24 protein-coding genes are annotated in these 20253 nt (G+C 39.2%); 3 read left to right on the plus strand and 21 right to left on the minus strand.

Annotation, left to right across the window (positions count from 1 at the left end; all coding sequences use genetic code 11):
* Positions 1-306: 306 nt before the first annotated feature.
* From AC1VU3_RS16145 to AC1VU3_RS16165, 5 genes are all read right to left on the minus strand, one after another.
* Positions 307-1062: a class I SAM-dependent methyltransferase gene (locus tag AC1VU3_RS16145; protein WP_482983993.1), complete on the minus strand. Its 756-nt coding sequence runs from the start codon at positions 1060-1062 to the stop codon at positions 307-309.
* The gene (locus AC1VU3_RS16150; RefSeq protein WP_480388600.1) at positions 1055-1897 is read right to left on the minus strand and encodes a DUF2268 domain-containing putative Zn-dependent protease; all 843 of its coding nucleotides are present in this window, start codon (positions 1895-1897) and stop codon (positions 1055-1057) included. Before AC1VU3_RS16150 ends, AC1VU3_RS16145 begins: the two co-directional genes overlap by 8 nt.
* A complete protein-coding gene (locus AC1VU3_RS16155; RefSeq protein WP_480388696.1) occupies positions 1894-2427 on the minus strand; it encodes a P-loop nucleotide/nucleoside kinase family protein in 534 nt (177 codons plus the stop codon). Before AC1VU3_RS16155 ends, AC1VU3_RS16150 begins: the two co-directional genes overlap by 4 nt.
* Positions 2428-2538: 111 nt before the next feature.
* Positions 2539-2898 (minus strand): DUF378 domain-containing protein, encoded by a 360-nt coding sequence (locus AC1VU3_RS16160; protein WP_480388601.1) that lies wholly within the window; start codon positions 2896-2898, stop codon positions 2539-2541.
* Positions 2899-2958: 60 nt separating this feature from the next.
* Complete coding sequence (locus AC1VU3_RS16165) at positions 2959-3135, minus strand: asparagine synthase (RefSeq protein ID WP_480388602.1); 177 nt, start codon at positions 3133-3135, stop codon at positions 2959-2961.
* A gap of 151 nt (positions 3136-3286) precedes the next feature.
* On the opposite strand from AC1VU3_RS16165, the gene AC1VU3_RS16170 reads away from it, so the two are divergent.
* Positions 3287-3817, plus strand: a complete 531-nt coding sequence (locus AC1VU3_RS16170) for a 2'-5' RNA ligase family protein (protein ID WP_482983994.1) — start codon at positions 3287-3289, stop codon at positions 3815-3817.
* 91 nt (positions 3818-3908) lie between these two features.
* Here the strand turns inward: AC1VU3_RS16170 and AC1VU3_RS16175 are convergent, their stop codons facing one another.
* The 7 genes from AC1VU3_RS16175 to AC1VU3_RS16205 form a co-directional block, all read right to left on the minus strand.
* Positions 3909-4211 (minus strand): EamA family transporter, encoded by a 303-nt coding sequence (locus AC1VU3_RS16175; protein WP_482984008.1) that lies wholly within the window; start codon positions 4209-4211, stop codon positions 3909-3911.
* Between the two features lie 282 nt (positions 4212-4493).
* Positions 4494-5216: an amino acid ABC transporter ATP-binding protein gene (locus AC1VU3_RS16180; protein WP_482983995.1), complete on the minus strand. Its 723-nt coding sequence runs from the start codon at positions 5214-5216 to the stop codon at positions 4494-4496.
* Positions 5209-5865 carry an amino acid ABC transporter permease gene (locus AC1VU3_RS16185; RefSeq protein WP_482983996.1) on the minus strand — a complete coding sequence of 219 codons (657 nt, stop codon included), beginning with the start codon at positions 5863-5865 and terminating at the stop codon, positions 5209-5211. Before AC1VU3_RS16185 ends, AC1VU3_RS16180 begins: the two co-directional genes overlap by 8 nt.
* A 29-nt stretch (positions 5866-5894) precedes the next feature.
* Entirely contained in the window at positions 5895-6698 is an 804-nt protein-coding gene (locus tag AC1VU3_RS16190) for a transporter substrate-binding domain-containing protein (RefSeq protein ID WP_480388606.1), read from the minus strand.
* Positions 6699-6714: 16 nt separating this feature from the next.
* Complete coding sequence (locus AC1VU3_RS16195; RefSeq protein ID WP_482983997.1) at positions 6715-8022, minus strand: aspartate aminotransferase family protein; 1308 nt, start codon at positions 8020-8022, stop codon at positions 6715-6717.
* 754 nt (positions 8023-8776) lie between these two features.
* Entirely contained in the window at positions 8777-9181 is a 405-nt protein-coding gene (locus AC1VU3_RS16200) for a hypothetical protein (protein WP_480388608.1), read from the minus strand.
* The gene (locus tag AC1VU3_RS16205; protein ID WP_482983998.1) at positions 9132-9731 is read right to left on the minus strand and encodes a GNAT family N-acetyltransferase; all 600 of its coding nucleotides are present in this window, start codon (positions 9729-9731) and stop codon (positions 9132-9134) included. The genes AC1VU3_RS16200 and AC1VU3_RS16205 overlap by 50 nt, the downstream gene beginning before the upstream one ends.
* 104 nt (positions 9732-9835) lie before the next feature.
* Between AC1VU3_RS16205 and AC1VU3_RS16210 the strand changes: the two genes are divergently transcribed.
* On the plus strand, positions 9836-10540 hold the full coding sequence (locus AC1VU3_RS16210; RefSeq protein WP_480388610.1) for a class I SAM-dependent methyltransferase: 705 nt from the start codon (positions 9836-9838) through the stop codon (positions 10538-10540).
* Here the strand turns inward: AC1VU3_RS16210 and AC1VU3_RS16215 are convergent.
* A complete protein-coding gene (locus AC1VU3_RS16215) occupies positions 10537-11367 on the minus strand; it encodes a DUF2268 domain-containing putative Zn-dependent protease (protein ID WP_480388611.1) in 831 nt (276 codons plus the stop codon). The genes AC1VU3_RS16210 and AC1VU3_RS16215 overlap by 4 nt on opposite strands.
* Positions 11368-11530: 163 nt before the next feature.
* On the opposite strand from AC1VU3_RS16215, the gene AC1VU3_RS16220 reads away from it, so the two are divergent.
* Positions 11531-11776, plus strand: coding sequence for a hypothetical protein (locus AC1VU3_RS16220; protein WP_480388612.1), 246 nt, complete (start codon positions 11531-11533; stop codon positions 11774-11776).
* 493 nt (positions 11777-12269) lie between these two features.
* Here the strand turns inward: AC1VU3_RS16220 and AC1VU3_RS16225 are convergent, their stop codons facing one another.
* From AC1VU3_RS16225 to AC1VU3_RS16260, 8 genes are all read right to left on the minus strand, one after another.
* Positions 12270-13286, minus strand: a complete 1017-nt coding sequence (locus tag AC1VU3_RS16225; protein ID WP_480388613.1) for a serine hydrolase domain-containing protein — start codon at positions 13284-13286, stop codon at positions 12270-12272.
* Positions 13287-13379: 93 nt separating this feature from the next.
* On the minus strand, positions 13380-14126 hold the full coding sequence (locus AC1VU3_RS16230; protein ID WP_480388614.1) for an SDR family NAD(P)-dependent oxidoreductase: 747 nt from the start codon (positions 14124-14126) through the stop codon (positions 13380-13382).
* Positions 14127-14272: 146 nt separating this feature from the next.
* Complete coding sequence (locus AC1VU3_RS16235) at positions 14273-15406, minus strand: bifunctional cystathionine gamma-lyase/homocysteine desulfhydrase (RefSeq protein ID WP_480388615.1); 1134 nt, start codon at positions 15404-15406, stop codon at positions 14273-14275.
* A gap of 4 nt (positions 15407-15410) precedes the next feature.
* Positions 15411-16340: a PLP-dependent cysteine synthase family protein gene (locus tag AC1VU3_RS16240; protein ID WP_480388616.1), complete on the minus strand. Its 930-nt coding sequence runs from the start codon at positions 16338-16340 to the stop codon at positions 15411-15413.
* Positions 16341-16811, minus strand: a complete 471-nt coding sequence (locus AC1VU3_RS16245; RefSeq protein ID WP_480388617.1) for an S-ribosylhomocysteine lyase — start codon at positions 16809-16811, stop codon at positions 16341-16343.
* A 13-nt stretch (positions 16812-16824) separates the two neighbouring features.
* Positions 16825-17463 (minus strand): class I SAM-dependent methyltransferase, encoded by a 639-nt coding sequence (locus tag AC1VU3_RS16250; RefSeq protein ID WP_482983999.1) that lies wholly within the window; start codon positions 17461-17463, stop codon positions 16825-16827.
* A 433-nt stretch (positions 17464-17896) separates the two neighbouring features.
* Complete coding sequence (locus AC1VU3_RS16255) at positions 17897-18340, minus strand: NUDIX hydrolase (protein ID WP_480388619.1); 444 nt, start codon at positions 18338-18340, stop codon at positions 17897-17899.
* A 19-nt stretch (positions 18341-18359) separates the two neighbouring features.
* Positions 18360-20207: an SLC13 family permease gene (locus AC1VU3_RS16260; protein WP_482984000.1), complete on the minus strand. Its 1848-nt coding sequence runs from the start codon at positions 20205-20207 to the stop codon at positions 18360-18362.
* Between the last annotated feature and the right edge of the window lie 46 nt (positions 20208-20253).

Consider the following 20253-nt stretch of genomic DNA (forward strand, 5'->3'; position numbering starts at 1 on the left):
GGTTAGTGCGCGAAACTCATAATCTACTGCGCGGTATAACTTTTGGAGAGAGGCTACTGCTCGATTTCGGGATGTTAGTGCGCGGAAAAGAGGGTCTAATGCTCGGAACGAGAGGGTTACTGCGCGAAACTCATAATCTACTGCGCGGTATTTTTTTCGGGAGAGGCTAATGCTCTATTCTGGGATGTTATCGCTTGGAAAAGATGAGTTTAGTAGAGAAAGAGCTGACAACGCACCGGAGGACCCTTTAGAATCAAATAGGTCCCGAGAACGATGTACTACCATCGTTCAAGGGACTCTTATCGTCTACATACCTTTTTTTCTACATACATAAACCATTTCATGGCTATTTGGGTGAATAGGAGTACTTTTCCAATCTCCATATGCCCCGACCACATCAAACAAATTGCTCTCTAAAAGGCGTTCCATCTCCTGGGGATATGTATACCGCAAACTAATATGTGTTCTACTCTCTTCATTGGTATTCTTGGTTCTTCTTATCGTTGTATAATGTTGAATTTGCTGGAGAGCATCATATTCACTAATTGTATAGACATCGATTTCCTTCACTTGCGCCCTATCAACATAAGTCTTCCAATACTCCTCGACTGGTGGCTGCAAAAGCTCTTCTGCGTGAGGGAACCGAATTCCGAAAATGAAGATCCCTCCTTCCTCTAAATGTCGCCATACCGACGATAACACTTGGTTTTGTGCTAGATTCGTATGAAAGTGCTGAAAGGAGTTTCCAACCATATACATAAGCGAGCTTTTAAACGGTACGTCTAATTCGGTGCAGTCCTGCTCCACCCATTCAATTTCCAGTCCCATTGCCTCTGCCTTCATCTTTGCATGTGCAAGCATCCCACGATGTATGTCGACTCCTATGATTTTATGGCCTGCAGCAGCCAACGGGATTGTCAGCCGACCTGTTCCACAGGCAAGGTCTACTATAGTACCTTTCTTTTTACTTGCCCAATTCAGTAATAAAGGCAACTCTCCTAAATAATGATTATTTTCCTCATCGTATGAAAGTGGATTATCATATTCTTCTAAGTTATTCATATAACCATCCTTTCACCTTTTCTTCAAAACCCGGCTGCATCCATGCTAAAATGGCTTCTTTTTCTCCGTGCTTTTCTATATAATCTTCAACAAATTGTGTACCAAGGAGATAAGCTAATCTACTATGACCGAATGTTTTCCCACCATTTATCGAAAACCATTCAAAAAAGAGTTTCGACCTATCTAATCTCTCGTAATCTCTTAGAAAAGCTTGTTTAAATTGTCCTAGATGGTCTTCATTAAATTCCTTAGACCACTCTAAGTCTTTATTGCCATAACTTAAATAAATAGACGGGTCTAACCCTGGAACAATCTGCTTGGACAAATAAGTCGCTACACCTTCTCTATATAACCAAATAAGTGGCTCTGTCCATTTCGCAGTACTCCAGTCCATGCCCGCCCGGTCACTCAAAATATTTTGAGCACAATGTCCAAATTCATGTGCTACGATCAATCGTAAATGATTAGGCACGGGAGAAAGCTTTTCAAGTGCAAACGTGATATTCGGTATAATCTGCTTATATGTGTATGCGTTCGAGCCGAAGCCTCCAACGATATAGTTCACCTCAATCGGAAAAGAAATGTCATACTGCCGCTCATAGGACGTGACTATTTCTTCTAAAATAGGCTTTATATGATGATGTACTTGCTTGATAGACTCGAACGCGCCTGGGTATCTCTCAATAGATTGTAGATGTCTCTCCTCAGTATCCTTACAATGCCCAGAAAAATATTCGTTAAAAATATCTGGATACTTACCGTAATACTCACGTAGAAATGAAATGGAAGGCTTATAATTATGTAAAAAGTATGGAACTGTGTCGATTATTTTCATAATCCTTCTCCCTTTATGTATGCCATAACCTCCGAAAAATAGCCTTCTAAAGGCTTACTCGAATCCACTGTTAGATAGGTATGGTTCATCGGTTTTTTACTTTGCCTCAAGGCTTGCTGAAAGGCCTCCTCTGAAGTGACTTCCTCTATTTGACTAATCATTCTTTCTCTTGTGCGAAGCCTGTGGTTTATTTCCATTCGATCCTTTAAATTAACTTCTATGTATTTGTAAGAAACTCCATATTTAGAGGATAGAAAAGTCCCCTTGTCTATCATTTCCTCATACAGACAGGGAGCATCGAAGATCACCGAATGACCCTGAGCCAAATAAAAATCAATAAACGCCCAATCGAGGTCATAAGCTATGGGACCTGTCTTCTCGATGTGTTCTCCATGCCTTTCCAATGAATGGAGTATAGCTGATTTACCAATATCATGATCCACTATCACTGCCTTTGTTTCTTTTGCTATGTGTTTCGCTAGTGTCGACTTTCCTGAACCAGGAAACCCAGACATTTGTAAAAAAAACATCATTCACCATCCTCCCCCTTCTATACTTCTCCTATAGATGAATTATTTCCTGCAAAAAAAAACTGACGAACCTAAGGAACGTCAGTTTTTTATCTTTACCGCTGAAAGGAATTACTTTTTCTTCTTTTTAGAGTTTGTTCCTTTATTGTCTGATGCCTTTGTAGCAGAATCCTCTACAATGATAATTTCATCCTCTTCAGCAAACTCTGTTTGATAATTATATCCTCGAGCTTGGCGACCTTTTTTGCTATCATAGCTAGAGCTTTCTTGCTCATCCTCATCTGGCAGAAACAATAGAGGAATAGAAACAAGACCACCGATCCCTACAAGAGCATACACCACTCTTGCAAATGCGGAAGTTTGCCCACCAAAAATAGCAGCAACTAAGTCAAATCTAAAGAATCCAATAAGTCCCCAGTTAATCGCACCGATGATTACTAGAGCTAGAGCAATCCTAGTTATTACTCCCATGGATATACACCTCCTTCGTTTTTCTTTGCATAGCAAGTGGAAAATGCTTTCCTTGAATCCTTAGCTACGATGTTCTACTAAGTCAATCGCTCCTAACACGATGTGCGCTAGACCAAATCCTATAATAGAGCTCGTGATTAATGGTGAAATGTTCCGATTGCTTCTTAACACAACTCCAGTAGTTGTAACTGCAGTACCTAGTACCGTTGGAATCAATCCTTCACGTACCTTTTCCATGAAGCCACCCCTCTCATTAATTTACTAAGATTCTCCCTTATCTTTTGCAATAAAGAGGTGTTTATACTTACAGATGATTCCCTTTAAAATATTCACTTTTTGACTTTTTACTTCATGCTATAATGTAACTGGTAAGAAAGGGGATTGGGAAATGTTCGCTGTTATTGCTTTATTCGACAATAATACCGAGGAAAATATTCAAAATATTTGGAGGGAACTGAGAGGTCAATCAATTTCAGCATACGCCTTTGAGGTAGAAAATCGTAAGCCTCATCTAACATTAGCCAGTTATTCAAGCTTAGATTTAGATGAATTTATTAAAGAGGTTGATCATTTTTATGATAATAAAGCAACGATTCCAATAACGTATCAATCCATCGGAACATTCTTAGGTACGGGAATTCTGTATCTTGCTCCAACTATGACAGAGGAGCTTTTCGCCTTACATCGTTCGCATCACCAACATTTCGGCTTATTATCAGATTCAGATTCCTTATATGCTCCTGGGCAATGGATTCCTCATTGCACCATCGCTAATAGACTTTCTAACAAACAGTTGCTAGCTGCTTACTCCTATTGTCTTCAACAGACTAAGATTGAGGGCAGAATTGAGGCTATCTCCGTTATTGAGATACTGGATAACGGAAAGGTAAACACTATTTTTACGAAGGAGCTTCGTTAAATGTTTATATAACCTTCCCTTTTTTAAAGCCCAATTTTGTCTCTGAAATAAGAATTGCCCCCCGCAGTCAGCCTTCCAGTTATCAGCTCGTTTAGTAGTAATACAGAAAACACAGTTCCCCATAGAGATTCTGTAGACAAAATGATTGCCGCTTTTCCGTTATATATTTCTGTGCGATTATCTGCATGAAATAAACCAGGGTTGTTGAAAATACTTCTAAATAGAGAAGCGTTAATAAGCCAGATGGCTCTACTGTAAAAGAAGCTTCTCCCTTCATCACTACAACTATATAACCAATGGCTGTAGCCGTAGCCATTTGAACGATGGTGAGAACGACTGGATTTTCCTTCTGCACAAAGATAGAGGTATAAAAATTGTGAAAAGCTAACCCTATAGTTTAAAGGCAGTATATAAAATAACTCCTAATAACACTCCTTTTAATAAAGAATCTTTCTTTATCTTTTTCGTATTTTTTATAAAAAATACGTTCAAAATATTTTTCCTATTAAGAATCTCCCCGCTAGTATTTGATAAGGGGTGAAGTGCTTTAAAGCTATCGTAATATCTACCAAATAATAGCAGTAGTAACTAGTAAAAGCTCTCCTACTTATTTTGGCATGATACACCCGCCCCTATTAAAAAAGAGAACAAACCAGTTAGGTTTGTCCTCTTTTCTTTAAAGTACTTTTTCTAAAAATGCTTTGGCTCTATCTGATTTTGGTTTTACAAAGAATTCACTTGGTGGTGTATCCTCTACAAGTATTCCTTCATCTAGAAAAAGAATACGGTCTGCAACTTCTTTCGCAAAGTTCATCTCATGTGTCACGATTACCATCGTCATTCCAGATTCAGCTAGATCCTTCATTACATCTAGTACCTCTTTTACCATCTCAGGGTCTAGTGCAGAGGTTGGCTCATCAAATAGCATAACGCTAGGATTCATTGCAAGCGCACGAGCAATTGCTACACGTTGCTTTTGACCTCCTGATAAACGGTTCGGATATTCATTCCGCTTTTCATAAAGTCCAACCTTACGGAGTAGCTGATCAGCCGTTTGAATTGCCTCTGCCTTTGAAACTCCTAGCACTTTTATCGGAGAATAAGTAAGATTTTCTAAAACAGTTTTATGAGGAAATAAATGAAAATGCTGAAACACCATTCCTACTTTTTCTCTGACCTTCATAATGTTTGTTTTAGAGTCAGTAATTACGTCACTACCGATAGAGATGCTCCCACTAGTTGGCTCCTCTAAAAGATTTAAGCAACGTAAGAAAGTAGATTTTCCTGATCCAGAGGGACCGATAATGGCAATTACTTCTTTTTCTTTAATTTCCGTGGAAATATTTTTTAACACTTCATTTTTTCCAAAGGATTTATATAATTGTTCAACTTTAATCACTTCTACTCATCCTCTTTTCTAGCATTTTTCCAAGGAACGTTAAAATGATTGTCATGATGTAATAAATAACTCCCGCAATCATTAGAGATTCAAGATATCGATAGCTGTCCCCTGCTACGATATATGCACGTCGCATAATATCTAGTGCTCCAATGACTGTTACAATAGCCGATTCTTTATTCAACGTTATGAATTCATTCATTAGCGCAGGCAAAATATTTTTCATGGCCTGTGGTAAAATGATATCCTTCATCATCTTACTGTAAGGAATCCCTAATGCAAGAGAAGCTTCCATTTGTCCCTTATCCACTGCATTAATACCTCCACGTATAATTTCGGAGATATACGCTCCAGAGTTCAAACCGAACGCAATAATAGCAGCTGGCATAGGATCGATGTTTATCTCGAACATCTGTGGAAATGCATAATAAATAATTAACAGCTGAAGAACTAGTGGTGTTCCTCGGAAAATAGAAGTATAAAAATCTGCAAGTACTTTTAAAAATGTTATTTTCCCTATTTTACACAATGCTAGCAAAATACCGAGAATCAACCCGATAACTGTAGCACCTAAAACTATTTGAACTGTAATACCTATTCCTTTTAAAATATAAGGAATAGAGGGTACGACTGCAGTAAAATCAAACAAATCGTGACCCTCCTTTCTATCAAACTATATTATTCTGCTGCATCTACGAACCATTTTTGTCTAAGCTCTTCAATTTTTCCTTCATCGACTAGTTCTTGAATTGCTCGGTCAAACTCAATCTTTAGATCACTGCCTTCTGGGAAAACAGCAGATTTGTAATCAATTTCATCCTCAGCAACTGGGAAGAAAGTTAAATCTTTATTACGTTTCACATAATTTTCTGCTACGATATCCTCAATAATTGCAGCATCAAAACGTTTTGTCATTAATTCTTGCACAACCTCAGGAATTAAGTTACGACTTTCTACGGTAACATCTATTTCTTTCGCTAATTCATCAGCCATATCCTCTTGAATGGAAGAAACCTGTGCTCCAAGTGTTTTCCCTGCTAAATCCTCTACGCTTTCAATTCCGCTGTCTTTTCTTGTAACGATCATTTGCACTGTTTCGTTATAAGGCTCGGAGAAATCTACTACTTTATCACGGTCTTTAGTAGGAGTCATACCTGCTAAAACAAAATCAACCTTTCCTGCTTGAATAGCAGGGATTAAACCGTTGAAGTCAATGTTCTTAATCTCAACATCAAAACCTAGTTTTTCCCCAATTAAATTTGCAAGATCAATATCGAATCCAATAATTTCTTCGCCTTTTGCTGTATCAATGTACTCGAATGGTGGATAGTCTGCTGAAGTACCCATTACTAATACTTTTTTGTCTTCATTAGAATCTGGCGATACATCGCTTCCAGATGTTTGTTCCTTATCACTAGTACCACAAGCAGCTATTAATAAAGCTACAAGTGCTAGCATCATTAAGAATAATTTGTTTTTCATTTTCTCTAACTCCTTTTTATTTAGTCTCATTCATATAGCGTACAATTGCTTTTTCTAGCATTTCTAACCCATCATCAATTTGTTCCTTTGTAACTGTTAATGGAGGAATCATCCGAATTACTTCTCCTGCATTTCCACAGAAGTAGAATAGAACTCCTTCTTCGAGTGCATAATCAAGTATCTTCATGCAAGTTGCTCCGTCCGGTTCACCAGTTTCTACACGAGAGATTTCAATCCCAATCATCAGACCCGCTGAACGAACATCACTGATTATCGGATATTTCTTTTGAAGAGCCTTTAGCTTACTCGTTGCATATGCCCCAACTTCTTTAGAGTTTTCAACCAATCGCTCTTCTTTCAGAATATCTAAGGTTGTTAACGCTACCGAACAGGCAATTGGGTTACCTCCAAAGGTTGTTCCATGCATCCCTAACGGCCATTTTTGCATTAATTCCTTTGATGCTACTGTAGCACTTAAAGGCAGGCCAGAAGCAATTCCTTTTGCAATTGCCATAATGTCTGGTGTTACGTCGAAATATTGTGCGGCAAACCATTCACCAGTTCTACCAAAGCCAGTCTGCACTTCGTCAAAAATCAACAAGATATTATGCTGATTGCAGATTTCTCGAACCTTCTTTATCCAGGCCTTCGGTGGGATAATATAGCCGCCTTCTCCTAAGATAGGCTCCAATATCACGCATGCAACTTCTTCAGGTGTCACCTGATGCTTAAATAGTCTTTGGAAATCTTTTTCTAGCTGCTCTACACAATAAACCTCTGGATCCATTCCTTCTGGACAGCCCTTTACATCCGCATAAGGAATTTGATAGGAAAGATGGGATGGCTGAAGATACTGTCTATATTTGCTCTTCGAGGTAGTTACCCCTAAAGCACCCAATGAGCGTCCATGGAAGCAACCCGTAAAGGATATAACGTATGGCCGCTGAGTAACAAATTTCGCTAGTTTCAAAGCTCCCTCAATGGCCTCTGTTCCACTATTAGCAAAAAAGAAGCAGTCTAGTTTTCCTGGAAGCACCTCTCCGAGATTTTTTGCTAGCTGTAAAATGGAGTCATACATGATGACACCTGAAGGACCGTGTACCAGTTGATCTGCAGCATCCTTGATACTTTGGACAATCCTAGGATGTCGATGCCCTGTATTTGTTACAGCAATGCCGGAGGTAAAATCGAGATATTTTTTACCATCGACTCCGTAATAGTAGCAGCCCTCTTCCTTTACTATCGGGATGTTGGGATGATCTTTTGCCATACTCGGCGCAAGGTAATCTCCCATATTTTCATATAATGCTAGCCAGTCACTCATTTCAACACACCTTAGCTTTCTATCTCTTAATGAATTTCATATGATTAATTGTTTTCTAATATTTATATATATTATGCCTTTATGTATAAATATACAAGAGGGTTATTGAAATTAAATTAAAGTCTAAATATGTAAAATTTTCAAATAAAGAAGAAGCAGGGGCAAAAGAACAAATGAAAGCGTAGTTGCTTTCTTACTTTTTACACCTTCGGTTCTTCGCTCTGCTGACGCTTTCCGTGGAGGCCAACAGGATGTTGGTCAGGAAAACGTTGTCACACGATGTGACGTTCTTAGTTTTCCTTCCTTCAACCTCCCTCGGTGCTCCTGTCGCTCCGCTTTCGTCGCAAATAAATTTGCTTTCCCACAGGAGTCGTCAGCGCTGCTCCGAACCAATAGGGATTCCTACTAATGCTAAGTTTTGAACAATAAATTTTAATAATAATAAAATTAATAATACCTATCTAGAAATGAATAGAGCTTGTCCAGCTTCTTTCTTCTGTCTAATTTACTGGCTCAGTGTCTCGGTTTCGTCATACGCTTTCCGCTGGCCAACTCAAGAAAACACTACTACTAGCTATGACGTTCTCCTATTTCACCCTTAAATAAGCCAGCACTCAACACTTATACATGTAGCTGTGCTGGCTCACTTTTCTTCTTTTGTAGATTGGTACTAACTACCTCTTAGAAATTTTGATAAGTATCTAGGGATTGCCTTAGTATGTACAGCCAATCCTTTATTCCTTTATTGAGTCACTTAAATATGTTCTGATATTTCTCGGACTAATTGCCAAGTACCATTTATATTCTTCCAATCTTCGATTGTGAAGAATCTAGCAATTTCCTTAAGATCATTTTCAATAACCAATTCGTAGAACACAACATAAGCGTCTTGGCTTCTTTGACGAATGACACGATTTTCAAATCTCTTATTGGCTCCCTTGAGCTCCTTTACTGATTCTCTCATTCCCATAATTGCTTCTTTACAATCATAGAACTCCGGTTTTTCGGAAAATCCGTTGAAAGAAGTGACATAATATTCACTTGCCATTATTTCAAGCTTGGATGTATCAGCTGTTTGCATTGCTTGCTCCCAGTTTTCAATAAACTCATCATGTGTCTTGGTGAATTGAGTTAGTGATTCTTGCAATAGTTGCTCCATCTTTGTTCATCCCTCTCCATTCGTAGTCTAAAATACTGTAGAGAAGTGAATCTCTCCAGCCAGTCTTTAACAACATATTGTTACGCTTCTTTCCCTCTAACGTCATTCCTATTCTTTCTAATACTTTCGCAGAACCTATGTTTCTAGCATCACAAGTGGCATGTATGCGATGTAAATGAAAATTTGCAAATCCTATTTCTAGTAGCTTGCGTGCTACTAGAGTTCCAATTCCCATCCTCCAGTAATCTGGATGGACCACATAGCCAATTTCGGCACTTAGATTGATTGGATCGATATGAAACAGCTCTGCAGCTCCAATTACTTTATCGCTACTTGTTTCTTTAATAGCATAAACGTAACGAGAGGGCTGGTCTATTTTGGCATGCTCTATTATCTGCTTTATGTAGGTTAAGGTATCCTCTTCTGTATTTGTTCCCCATTGCTGATATCTACTAACTTCTGGCAAAGAGGCATAGGAGTGAATGTCTCTCCAGTACTTCATCTCCATTTTTACTAACCTAACGTCATTACTATCAATAGATTTATTCAAGTCGGACACCCTCCCCTAACTCTCTATTATTCTTCATACGATTGGGGATTTCCTCCCTGTCTCCCTACTATTTCTGCATATCCTAGAGATATGGGAGGGATAGAATGACAAACAAGTATTTAGATTTACTTGCTTACTTTGGTATCGGAGGAGCGCATCCTGGAGGTTTTCCTTTAACGCAGACTTTATTGCATGATACCTTGCTCCAACCAACTGATCATGTATTGGAACTTGGCTGTGGTACTGGACAAACCGCTGAATTTATTTCGAAAAATTACCATTGCCAAGTCATAGGGGTAGATAATCATCCAGTTATGGTGGAAAAGGCACAAGAACGTTTAAAGGACAGTATATATCCGGTACAAATTTTGTTAGGTGATGCTGAACAAATGCCTTTCCCTGATGAAAGCTTTGATTTTATTCTAGCTGAGTCTGTTCTCTCCTTTACGAATATACCTGTTACGATACAGGAGGCTGCCAGAGTGCTAAAGCCAGGTGGAAGATTGCTCATCATAGAAATGACTGCTGAGCAACCCCCTACAGAGGAATTACAAGAGGAAACAAAAAAACTTTATGGTATTACTAAGCTATTAGTAGAAAGCGAGTGGGAGAACTACCTACAAAAAGCAGGGCTTACATTGTTACCTATAAAGAAGTCTACCGATATGGAGCCAACGGACTTGGAGGACATCAGACCTTCCGATAATCTGGATCTATCACTTTATGATGTTTGGAATCAACATAACGATTTTTTAGCGAGGAATGGAAATCTGGTAGGTTATAGAATCTTTTTCAGCAAAAAGCTTTAATACGTGTAATCCGATCCTAAAATTATTTCATTTGCAGATTTTGTGTACAGTTCTTGTGACTTGAAGGGACCCTTATTTTTTACAAAGGAGTCTACAATTTGATACCCCAGATGATAGCCAATCCAACGTGGATACGGAGTACGAGGCTGACCAAAGAGATAAAGGCGATGATTTTGTAGGCCTTTTCTTTTTAAGGCTGGAACAAAGTGCTCCTTCCATATTGGAAGCGCTTGATCTTTTGTATAAAGATTGGCCCATGGTCCTAAAAAATCTTCTCCACAAGTTTCTTTTACAGCGAACTCTCCCATTCCTTCAATGATAAGCGAATCGCGTAATTTTATCTCTTTGGGGGCCAGATTTAAAAATTGGAGTCTACAAGCATGGTTGTACTCATGAGCAAGTAATGCAATTATTTCTTTCTCTTTGATTTCTTCCGCAAAGAATAAAAACAGAGCATTTTTATAAGCAATGCCATTTCTGTTTACTTGTTCCTCAGAAGGCATCTTCGTCTGCTGTAATGGAAAAATATAAATAGGAATATCTGGACCATTCCATGTGTTTTTTAGCTTTTGATACTCAGTTTCTACTAGCTTCCAAACCCGCTGCTCTTCCATTTTCTCTATTTTTCCTTTCAACGTGCTCCATTCCTCTGGCAAAAACATCCCCTGACTAATTAACTCGTGTTGAAGGGCTTCGACTGGGATATTAGGAAATAATTCAGCTAGAGGCTCACAAAAAATTTCGCGATGGAACTTTCTTGCTCCTCTTCCAGATTGTTGCTCGCACTTACTTACAAACTCCTTCAACGACTTTTTTGTAGAGTTCACTGACATGCATCCATTCCTTTCGATTGAATAGGTAGTATTCATAAATCTTAGTATCATGTCATCTACAAGTAGTGGACGATTGTCCATTACCTTGGTCTAAGTGGTTGCATATGTTACTACACATACTTGTATGTAATTTTGGAAGAGGGGAGGAGAAATTTAAATGACTCATTCACAAGCTTATAATATTTGTTGCCAACATCATGGAAAAAGAGTTCGGATTACTTGTAAAGATGGAAAAGTTCATGTTGGACATATAACAAGAGTCGATGATCGCATGGTATGGATTCGACCTGACAATCACGGTGGCTACAGCTGGGGCTGGGGCTGGGGTGGACCTGGCTTTGGTTATGGAATTGCTTTAGGAGCTATTGCAGGTGTCGCACTTGCTGGTGCTTTTTTCTGGTAAAACCTCTTCACTCAAGACCCTGGAACAAAACAATAGAACAGCACTTGCGATTTTATATTTTTGATGAAGCGTAAGTACTTTCTTACTTTTAAAATGTTTGGTTCTTCACTGCGTCGGATGCTTTCCGCGGGCACGGCTCGAGCCTGTAGTCTCTCCCTCGTGCTGTTCCCGCAGGAGTCACCGACGCTGTTCCGAACCATTAGTAGTAACTTCTAATAAATAAATCTTGATAAGAAACTGGTAAAAAGAATGTATAACAAATCTCAAAAAATTATTTTGTACCATTCTCTTTCACTTAAGAATTCGGTTCTGGCCCAGCCTCTTTCTCCTGTATCATCCTGATTCAAGGATAAATTTCAGGCTGTATTATTGAATTTTCCCTTCTTCTTACCTTATTCAAATTGGGGAAGAATGTTTACAAAAATCTAACCCAATTGATGGTGACACTAGATGATAAAAGTTAACGGTGTTAACTTGGTACGCATACTCTGGTTCATTTAAATTTTTCTATTTGCTGTTCAATATCCTGCATAACATCATATGCACCGTCCGATTTGTTCGAACAGACTACAACCTGGACAGAAGAATTTGGATAAAAAGCAGAGTGGAAACTGACACCTGGATCATACCCCATGATATGATATTTAAAAATTCCCTTTTCTTTTTTCTTTATCCATACTCCATAACCGTAATAGCTATCCGCATTACCCGAAGGAACATGTGGCTTTAAGAGTATGTTCGTATATTCTTCTTGAAGTAATCTGTTATCGATTAGTGCATCCCATAGCTTCCCCATATCCTCTATTGTTACAAAGGCTCCTCCATCGGAACCGCCCTTTACAGGTAAGGAGTATATATTCGTTTTCCATTGCCCGTTTGGAAAATCAATGTAACCTAATGCCGTGCTTTGCGGTAGCGCATCCAGTTCAAAGTAGCCAGAACTGTTCATGTTTGCTTTTTGAAAGATACGTTCTTCTACAAAATCTGAAAATGACATCCCACTTGCTCTCTCTACTATTAGACCAAGAATTATGTATCCTGCATTGTTATAGTGGAATTTTTCTCCTACCTTTGACTTCATCTGGTGTTCTTGAAATAAAGGTAAGAAATCCTTTAAATTTCTTAAAAGATACATAGGATTCTCTATCCATAACTCTTCAAAATCATCCATTACTTCTTCATCAAAATAATCAGGAATACCCGCTGTGTGTGTTAGCAAGTGGTGAATCGTTATCCCTTTATCAAAGCTCGGGAAGTCAACATCTAAACAATCTTCAAGCCTCGTTTCGAAGGCTAGACTTCCTTCTTGCACTAGCTGGCAGATTGCTATGGCAGTAAAAAGCTTACATCCAGAAGCAATGCCATATCTTGTAGCAGAACTGTTCTCTATCCGTTCAGAGCGATTTGCATAACCCTCACTTAACTCTATGAATGTTTCTTTTTCTTTCTTAATCAAAATACCCCCTGAGAATTCTACCTCTCTACAGGTATCCTTTAATTCATTTAACATAATTAAACCCCCTCTCTATGAATATTCCATTAATAAGGGCATTAATCCTTTATCGAATTAATGCCCTTATTATAGAAATTGTCATCCAGTAGATTAAATTGCACTAAATCCTCCGTCGATTGGTATGACAGTTCCATTAATATATTTTGCTTCCCCTGTTAAAAGAAAGGCTACTAGCTCTGCAACCTCTTCAGGCTGTCCTAAGCGTCCCTGTGGAATAGTTGAATTAATGGCTTCAAACATTTCTGGATTTGCTGCTCTATATTCCTTAACCATAGGAGTTTCAGTGGATCCAGGCGCAATTGCATTGATTTGGATTCCTTGAGGAGCATATTCTGCTGCCAACGATTTTGTCACTCCTACGAGACCATGTTTAGTAGCTGAGTAAGAAACTACTCCACTTTGCCCAACAACACCCGCCGTTGACGAAGTATTAACGATTCTCCCTCCCCCATTTGCTATCATTTCAGGAAGTACATAATATAAGCCATATAAGGCTCCTTTTAGATTAATATCAAGAACGAGCTCTATTTGCTGCAGTGAATTATCCAAGAACTTTTTCCCTGGACCTGAAATTCCTGCATTATTAAAGAACATATCGATTGAGCCAAAGGTTTGCTTTGTTTCCTCGACATATTTCTTTACCTCTTCCGCTTTGGTTACGTCCGCTTTAATAAAGAGACCTTTAGCGCCTTTCTCCTCTATTAAACGGATTGTCTCATTTCCTTGTTCCTCCGAAACGTCTACAATTGTAATATTTACACCAGCTTCCGCTAGTTTTAGGGCAGTTGCTCGTCCTAACCCTCCGCCACCGCCAGTAATGATTGCTGTTTTAGTCATATGTAACCCACTCCCTTTCAATAGTTTTCTAATATAATTCCCTCGTTCTCCTTGATGAAACATAAAGTATTGAATGGAAAGGATTGATATGTATCCCAAATAAAAAAGGTATTCAAAAAGGAAGCCTCTTTGAATACCCTGTTTTATTATGCCAATGCTTGACTTAAATCCTCGATTAGATCTTCTACATCCTCAATGCCTACTGAAATTCGTACGAGACCATCTGTGATACCAAGCTCTGCACGACGCTCTGCAGGAATAGAGGCGTGAGTCATTCTAGCAGGCACAGAGATTAAGCTCTCCACAGCACCTAGACTTTCTGCTAGTGTAAAATAGTGAAGCTTTGCTAATAGCTCATCTGCTTTTTCAGCGCTTCCTACATCAAAGGAAATCATTCCACCAAAGCCTGAAGTTTGTTTCTTCATTAATTCATGACCTGGGTGTGTTGGAAGTCCTGGATAGAATACCTTGGAAACTGCAGCATGGTTATTTAAAAACTCTGCTATCTGCTGCGCATTGCTGTTATGCTCCTCCATACGAACACCTAGCGTTTTAATTCCTCTCATTAATAGCCAAGAATCCTGAGGTCCTAGAACTGCTCCTACAGAGTTCTGAACGAAATGAAGATCCGCAGCAAGCTGCTCGGAATTAACAACAACTAATCCTGCCACTACATCGCTATGACCACCTAAATATTTCGTTGCGCTGTGCACCACGATATCAGCTCCAAGTGCAATCGGCTGCTGTAAATAAGGAGTCATAAATGTATTGTCCACTATAGTTAATAGACCTTTTTCTTTTGCAAACTTTGCAATCTCCTCTATGTCTGTTACCTTCAATAAAGGATTAGTAGGCGTTTCTAAGAAAATGGCTTTTGTATTTTCTTTGATTGCTGCCTCTACGTTTGCAAGATCTCCAGTATCAACAAATGTAGAATCGATTCCAAAGCGGTTTAAAACCTTTGAAATGACACGGAATGTTCCTCCATACACATCATCTGTAAGAATGACATGGTCACCCTTGCTAAACATCATCATGATGGAGCTAGTTGCTGCCATGCCTGATGCAAAGGCAAATCCTGCTATCCCGCCCTCTAAATCACTGATTAATACTTCTAAAGCATGACGCGTCGGATTTCCTGTACGAGAATATTCATAGCCTTTAAATTTACCTACTGCCTCTTGCTTGTAAGTGCTCACCTGATAAATTGGTGTAGATACTGCTCCTGTTGCTTCATCGCCAAATATCCCAGCATGAATTAGCTTTGTTTTTGCACGCATGTATTTATTCCTCCTTGAATAGCTCATATACCTTCTGACTTAAATAACGCTCGCTGGAATCCGGAAAAATCGTTACGATATGACTTCCTTCCTTTGCACTCTCCGCTTCCTTTAAAGCGGCATAGAAAGCAGCCCCTGATGAGCTACCAACAAGAAGTCCCTCTTCCTTCGAAAGCCTTCTTAACTGATGAAAAGCATTTCTATCGCTTACTGTATGAATAGCATCAAAATAAGCCGTATCCATAAAGGTCGGTAGAAATTCCATGCCAATTCCTTCTGTCGCATGGGAGCCAGCCTCTCCGCCATTTAAGATGGAGCCCTCTGGTTCCACAATCACTGTTTTTATTTTAGGGTTTTGTGCCTTTAGATAAGTGGATGTTCCCATAAACGTACCACCCGATCCTGCACCAGCGACAAAAATATCAATGGTTCCATCTAAATCGTTCCATAGCTCGGGACCTAATGTCTTTATATAAGTATCTGGATTCGCTTGATTCGAAAACTGAGAGGGGGAAAAGGCATTCGAGATTTCTTCCACTAACTCTTTTGCCTTGTCGATAGCACCCTTCATCCCTAGTCTCGTTTCTGTATTGATTACCTTTGCACCCAATGCGCGCATAAGGGTTTGTTTTTCCAAGCTAAATTTTTCAGGAACAACAAAAATAACCTGATAACCCTTCCCGATTGCTGCTAGCGCAACACCAATCCCGGTATTACCAGCTGTGGGTTCAATAATAGTACCGTCTGGGAGAAGCTTTCCAGTTCTTTCTGCATCCTCAATTAAAGAAAGACCTAATCGGTCCTTCACACTTCCTCCTGGATTCATATACTCCAGCTTCGCAAAAATGCTGCATTTATTAGGTATCTCTATATGTGAAATCTCTATAACTGGAGTATTTCCTACTAACTCCTGCACGCTTTTTACAATTTTCATTTATGCTTCCTCGTTATAAATGACATGCCATTCATCTTTCTTTGCAAGCATTTGAGAAGCAATTTCCTTAGCCCCCTCTAAACTATGGCTTGCCGCCCAGCCACATTGCACTTCATTACAAGCTGGCACTTCTGTTGCTTGTAATACATCCTCTAATGTCTTCTCTAAAATCTCTAAGATTTCCTCATAGCTTTCATGATTAATAACGGATAGGTAGAAGCCTGTTTGGCAGCCCATTGGACTTAAGTCTACTACTTGGTCCGTATGGTTACGTATATTTTCAGCCATTAAATGTTCTAAGGAGTGTAAGCCTGGCATCTCCATATGCTCTTTGTTTGGTTGCTTGAAGCGGATGTCATATTTATATATCTCGTCTCCATGAATACCTTTCTTTTTACCAGCTAAGCGTACAAATGGTGCTACCACTTTTGTGTGATCAAGATTAAAGCTTTCTACATTCATTTTTTTCATGGTTTGTCGCTCCTTATTTTTTAGTTGCATCCATAATCCATACATAATCATTCATTTTCGAGAAGCTTGCTTGAAATCCTGCTTCTTCAAACAATTCTGTAAGAGTGGGAATCGTCGTGTAGTATTCACGCTCTAAATCATCCGCAACATTGTGAAAGCTACGGTCTCTTTCCTTCTTAATTTGCGCTTGCTTTGCATCCTCCGTAATAAAAGCAGTGTCTGCAAATACAACTTTTCCACCAGCCGGTAAAAGGCTAGCGTATACCTTTAATGCCTCTCCTTTTTCTTCATCCGTCAAATGGTGAAAAACAAAGGAGCTTGCAAAAGCGGTGATTTCTTTGTTTTGTATATCAAATTGGAGTAAATCTCCATCTATTATTTCATGGTTTGGAAACCTTTTTGCTGTCATTTCTCTCATCTTTTCGTTCGGCTCGATTCCGATCACGTCATTCCCAGCAGCTATAAGCTTAGCAGTTAAGTTGCCAGTTCCAGTGCCAAATTCCACGACGATTCCTGAAGCTCTTTTCATAACCTCGTCTAAGATAGCCTCATATCCTTCAAAAACATCTTTGTATTCCGGATCATTACCTGTCACAGAAGCATCATAAGAGTCTGCCCATTCATCAAAAATGTTTACAAATTCTCTGCCCATTGTTTAACCTCTTTCATTAAGGGTATTATTCCTAGTTGTTTACTATGAATTAAATCAACTATTAATAGTTATATCATATTCATCACCTGAATAAAAGAATTATAGTTTTCTATTCCCGTTTTTGGTTGTATTAACCAAAAAAATAGTTCCTCTCCATAACTTGGGGTTGATTTCCGTTTTGGCTGGACGCTTTCCAGGGGGCGCGGCTCCAACTAAATTGTTTCGGATGCTTCCGAAACAATTGGATTTTCCGCACGCGCTTATCCCCTAGGAGTCGCCAGCCGACACTTCAATCAACTTTTTCTTATATGTCAGCCCCCGACTTTTAGTGATTAACCAAAAATAGGTAACAAAAAGCCAAGGATTAGAATCCTTGGCATTGATTTTTCTATTTATATAGTTCTTTCCACTTTTATTTCAAATTCAGGGGATGTCACATATTCTTTGTAAGTGATGGATATCCCTCGTTTTTGTAAAAAGCTTCGAGGCGAGTACGGATGGCTGGTGCTGTAACCATCTGCAATACCTCTTCTTTTGGTACCCATCTCACCTCAGAGGTTTCTTCTGAGGTGGTGAGGACACCACCTATTGGGGTGCAAATAAAGTCCATCATCAGTTTAGTCGGAACATCTGTAACACCATCGTACCATTTATAGATCGCTGTATTCGAATAGACACCAATTAGTTTATCTACTGTTACATCAATTCCGCTTTCCTCTTTTACCTCTCGAATTAGTCCATCTATTATGTTTTCTCCAACCTCTATTTGTCCTCCTGGATAGACCCAGCCCCCATGCTCTGTCTTCACTAGGAGTAAATGTCCCTTTTCATTTACTACTATTGCCCCTGCAGCAACTATATGCGTTGGCATAATCATTTCTCTACCCCCTTTTTATTTAGATTGGGAAAAATATTGGAATTATTAGCAGCATGACAATCATCATGACAATTTGTAATGGAATACCTGCTCTCACAAAATCCATAAATTTATATCCTCCTGCTGTCATCACTAACGCATTCGTAGGTGACGCCACTGGAGTTGCAAAAGCCATACTCGAAGAAACGGCAATCGCAATTAAAAACGTATATGGGTTTGCTCCTATACTTATTGCAGCATTCATTGCAATAGGTGCGAATAAAACCGCAGTAGCCGTATTACTAATAAATTGTCCAAATACCATAGTGATTAAGTAAATACCTACTAGAACACCATATGGCCCAAAGCCACCTAAAATATCAATCATACCTTCGGAGAGAATGACCATTCCCCCTGTTTTTTCAAGTGCGGTTGCCATTGGTAGCATCGCAGCAATGAGAATCAAGCTTTCCCAGTTCATTTTCCCATATGCATCATCCATATTCCGCAAGCAGCCCGTGATGACCATTAGAACAGCTGCGATTAAAACAGAGATCACGGCTGGGAAGATCTCTAACACCATGAGGACGATCATTAAAAGCATGATGCCACCAGCAATAGGGGCCTTTCCACTTGCAGCGGCCATACCCGCATGCTCCTTTGGCTGCCCTACAACTACGACGTCTTGAACAGATTTGGATAAAAGCTCTATCTCATCCCATTCCCCTTGAACAAGAATGGCATCCCCAAACCGCAGCTTTACGTCACCCATATCATAGAGGATATATTCCCCTTTGCGGTTGATCCCCAAAATATTTAAGTTATATTTTTCACGGAAGCCAATCCCTGCTACCGTTTCATTAATGAGGCTCGAATGAGGAGTTAATAAAACCTCCGCTATTCCTAGTTGCTTAGATACAAGTGCATCGGCTACTGGATTTTCTTCTTCCGATCTTTCCAGCTGATAGTCATTGATGAACCTAGCTACTTCTTCTGCAGGCCCCTGAATATAAAGTTTATCTTTTTCGTGCACAGTGCTTGATGGTCCAGCCATTTGTTCATAAGTGATTGGAAGAATATTCAGCCCTTCCTTTGAACGTCTTTCGATTTTTAATATAGCTAGATGATATTTGGCAGGAAGCTTCATATCAGCTAGTCTCTTCCCAATCATTAAAGATCCAGAAGGAACAGTGGCTAGGTGTAGGCTTCCCTTTAACTTATATTCGTTTGCTAGCTGTTGAGGAGATAGCTTGTTACCTACCTTAACTGTATTTTTGTTTTTCGTTTTTGGCAAAACCCATTTCCGAGCAATTGCAAAATATAAAATACCTGTCAGGATTGCAATTATTCCTACAGGTGTGATTTCAAAAAATCCAAGTTTTTCATAACCATTATCTACAAGCACCTGACTAACAATTAGGTTTGCTGGTGTGGCAATCAAGGTTAATAGACCTGATAAGCTACTTATGTATGAAAGTGGTATTAAATAATTGGAGGGACTACTTTTAATACTTAGTGCAACACTTATTACGATCGGCAGCATAAGGGCAACAGTCCCCGTATTACTCATGAACGCACCAACACTACCAGTAATAACAAGTAACAGGATAAAAAGCTTTCCTTCACTATCTCCAGACCATTTAAGTAGTAGATTACCTGCTGATTTCGCAAGCCCGGTTCTCACAATACCGGCACCCACCACAAATAGCCCAGCTATCATAATCACTACGGAGTTAGAAAAACCCGCTAAAGCTTCCTCGGTCTCCAAAATCCCGGAGATAACAAAGGCTAAAAGTGCGCCAAGTGCAACAAGGTCAGCCCTCACTTTATTCGTGATAAATAAGATGATACTAATGATGAGAATTGTAAATGTTAAAACAAGTTGCATAAATAGATTCCTTTCTTCCTTTACTACTACTTATTATATAGGAAGA

It is taken from the genome of Psychrobacillus sp. Z16_25 (assembly GCF_056856695.1).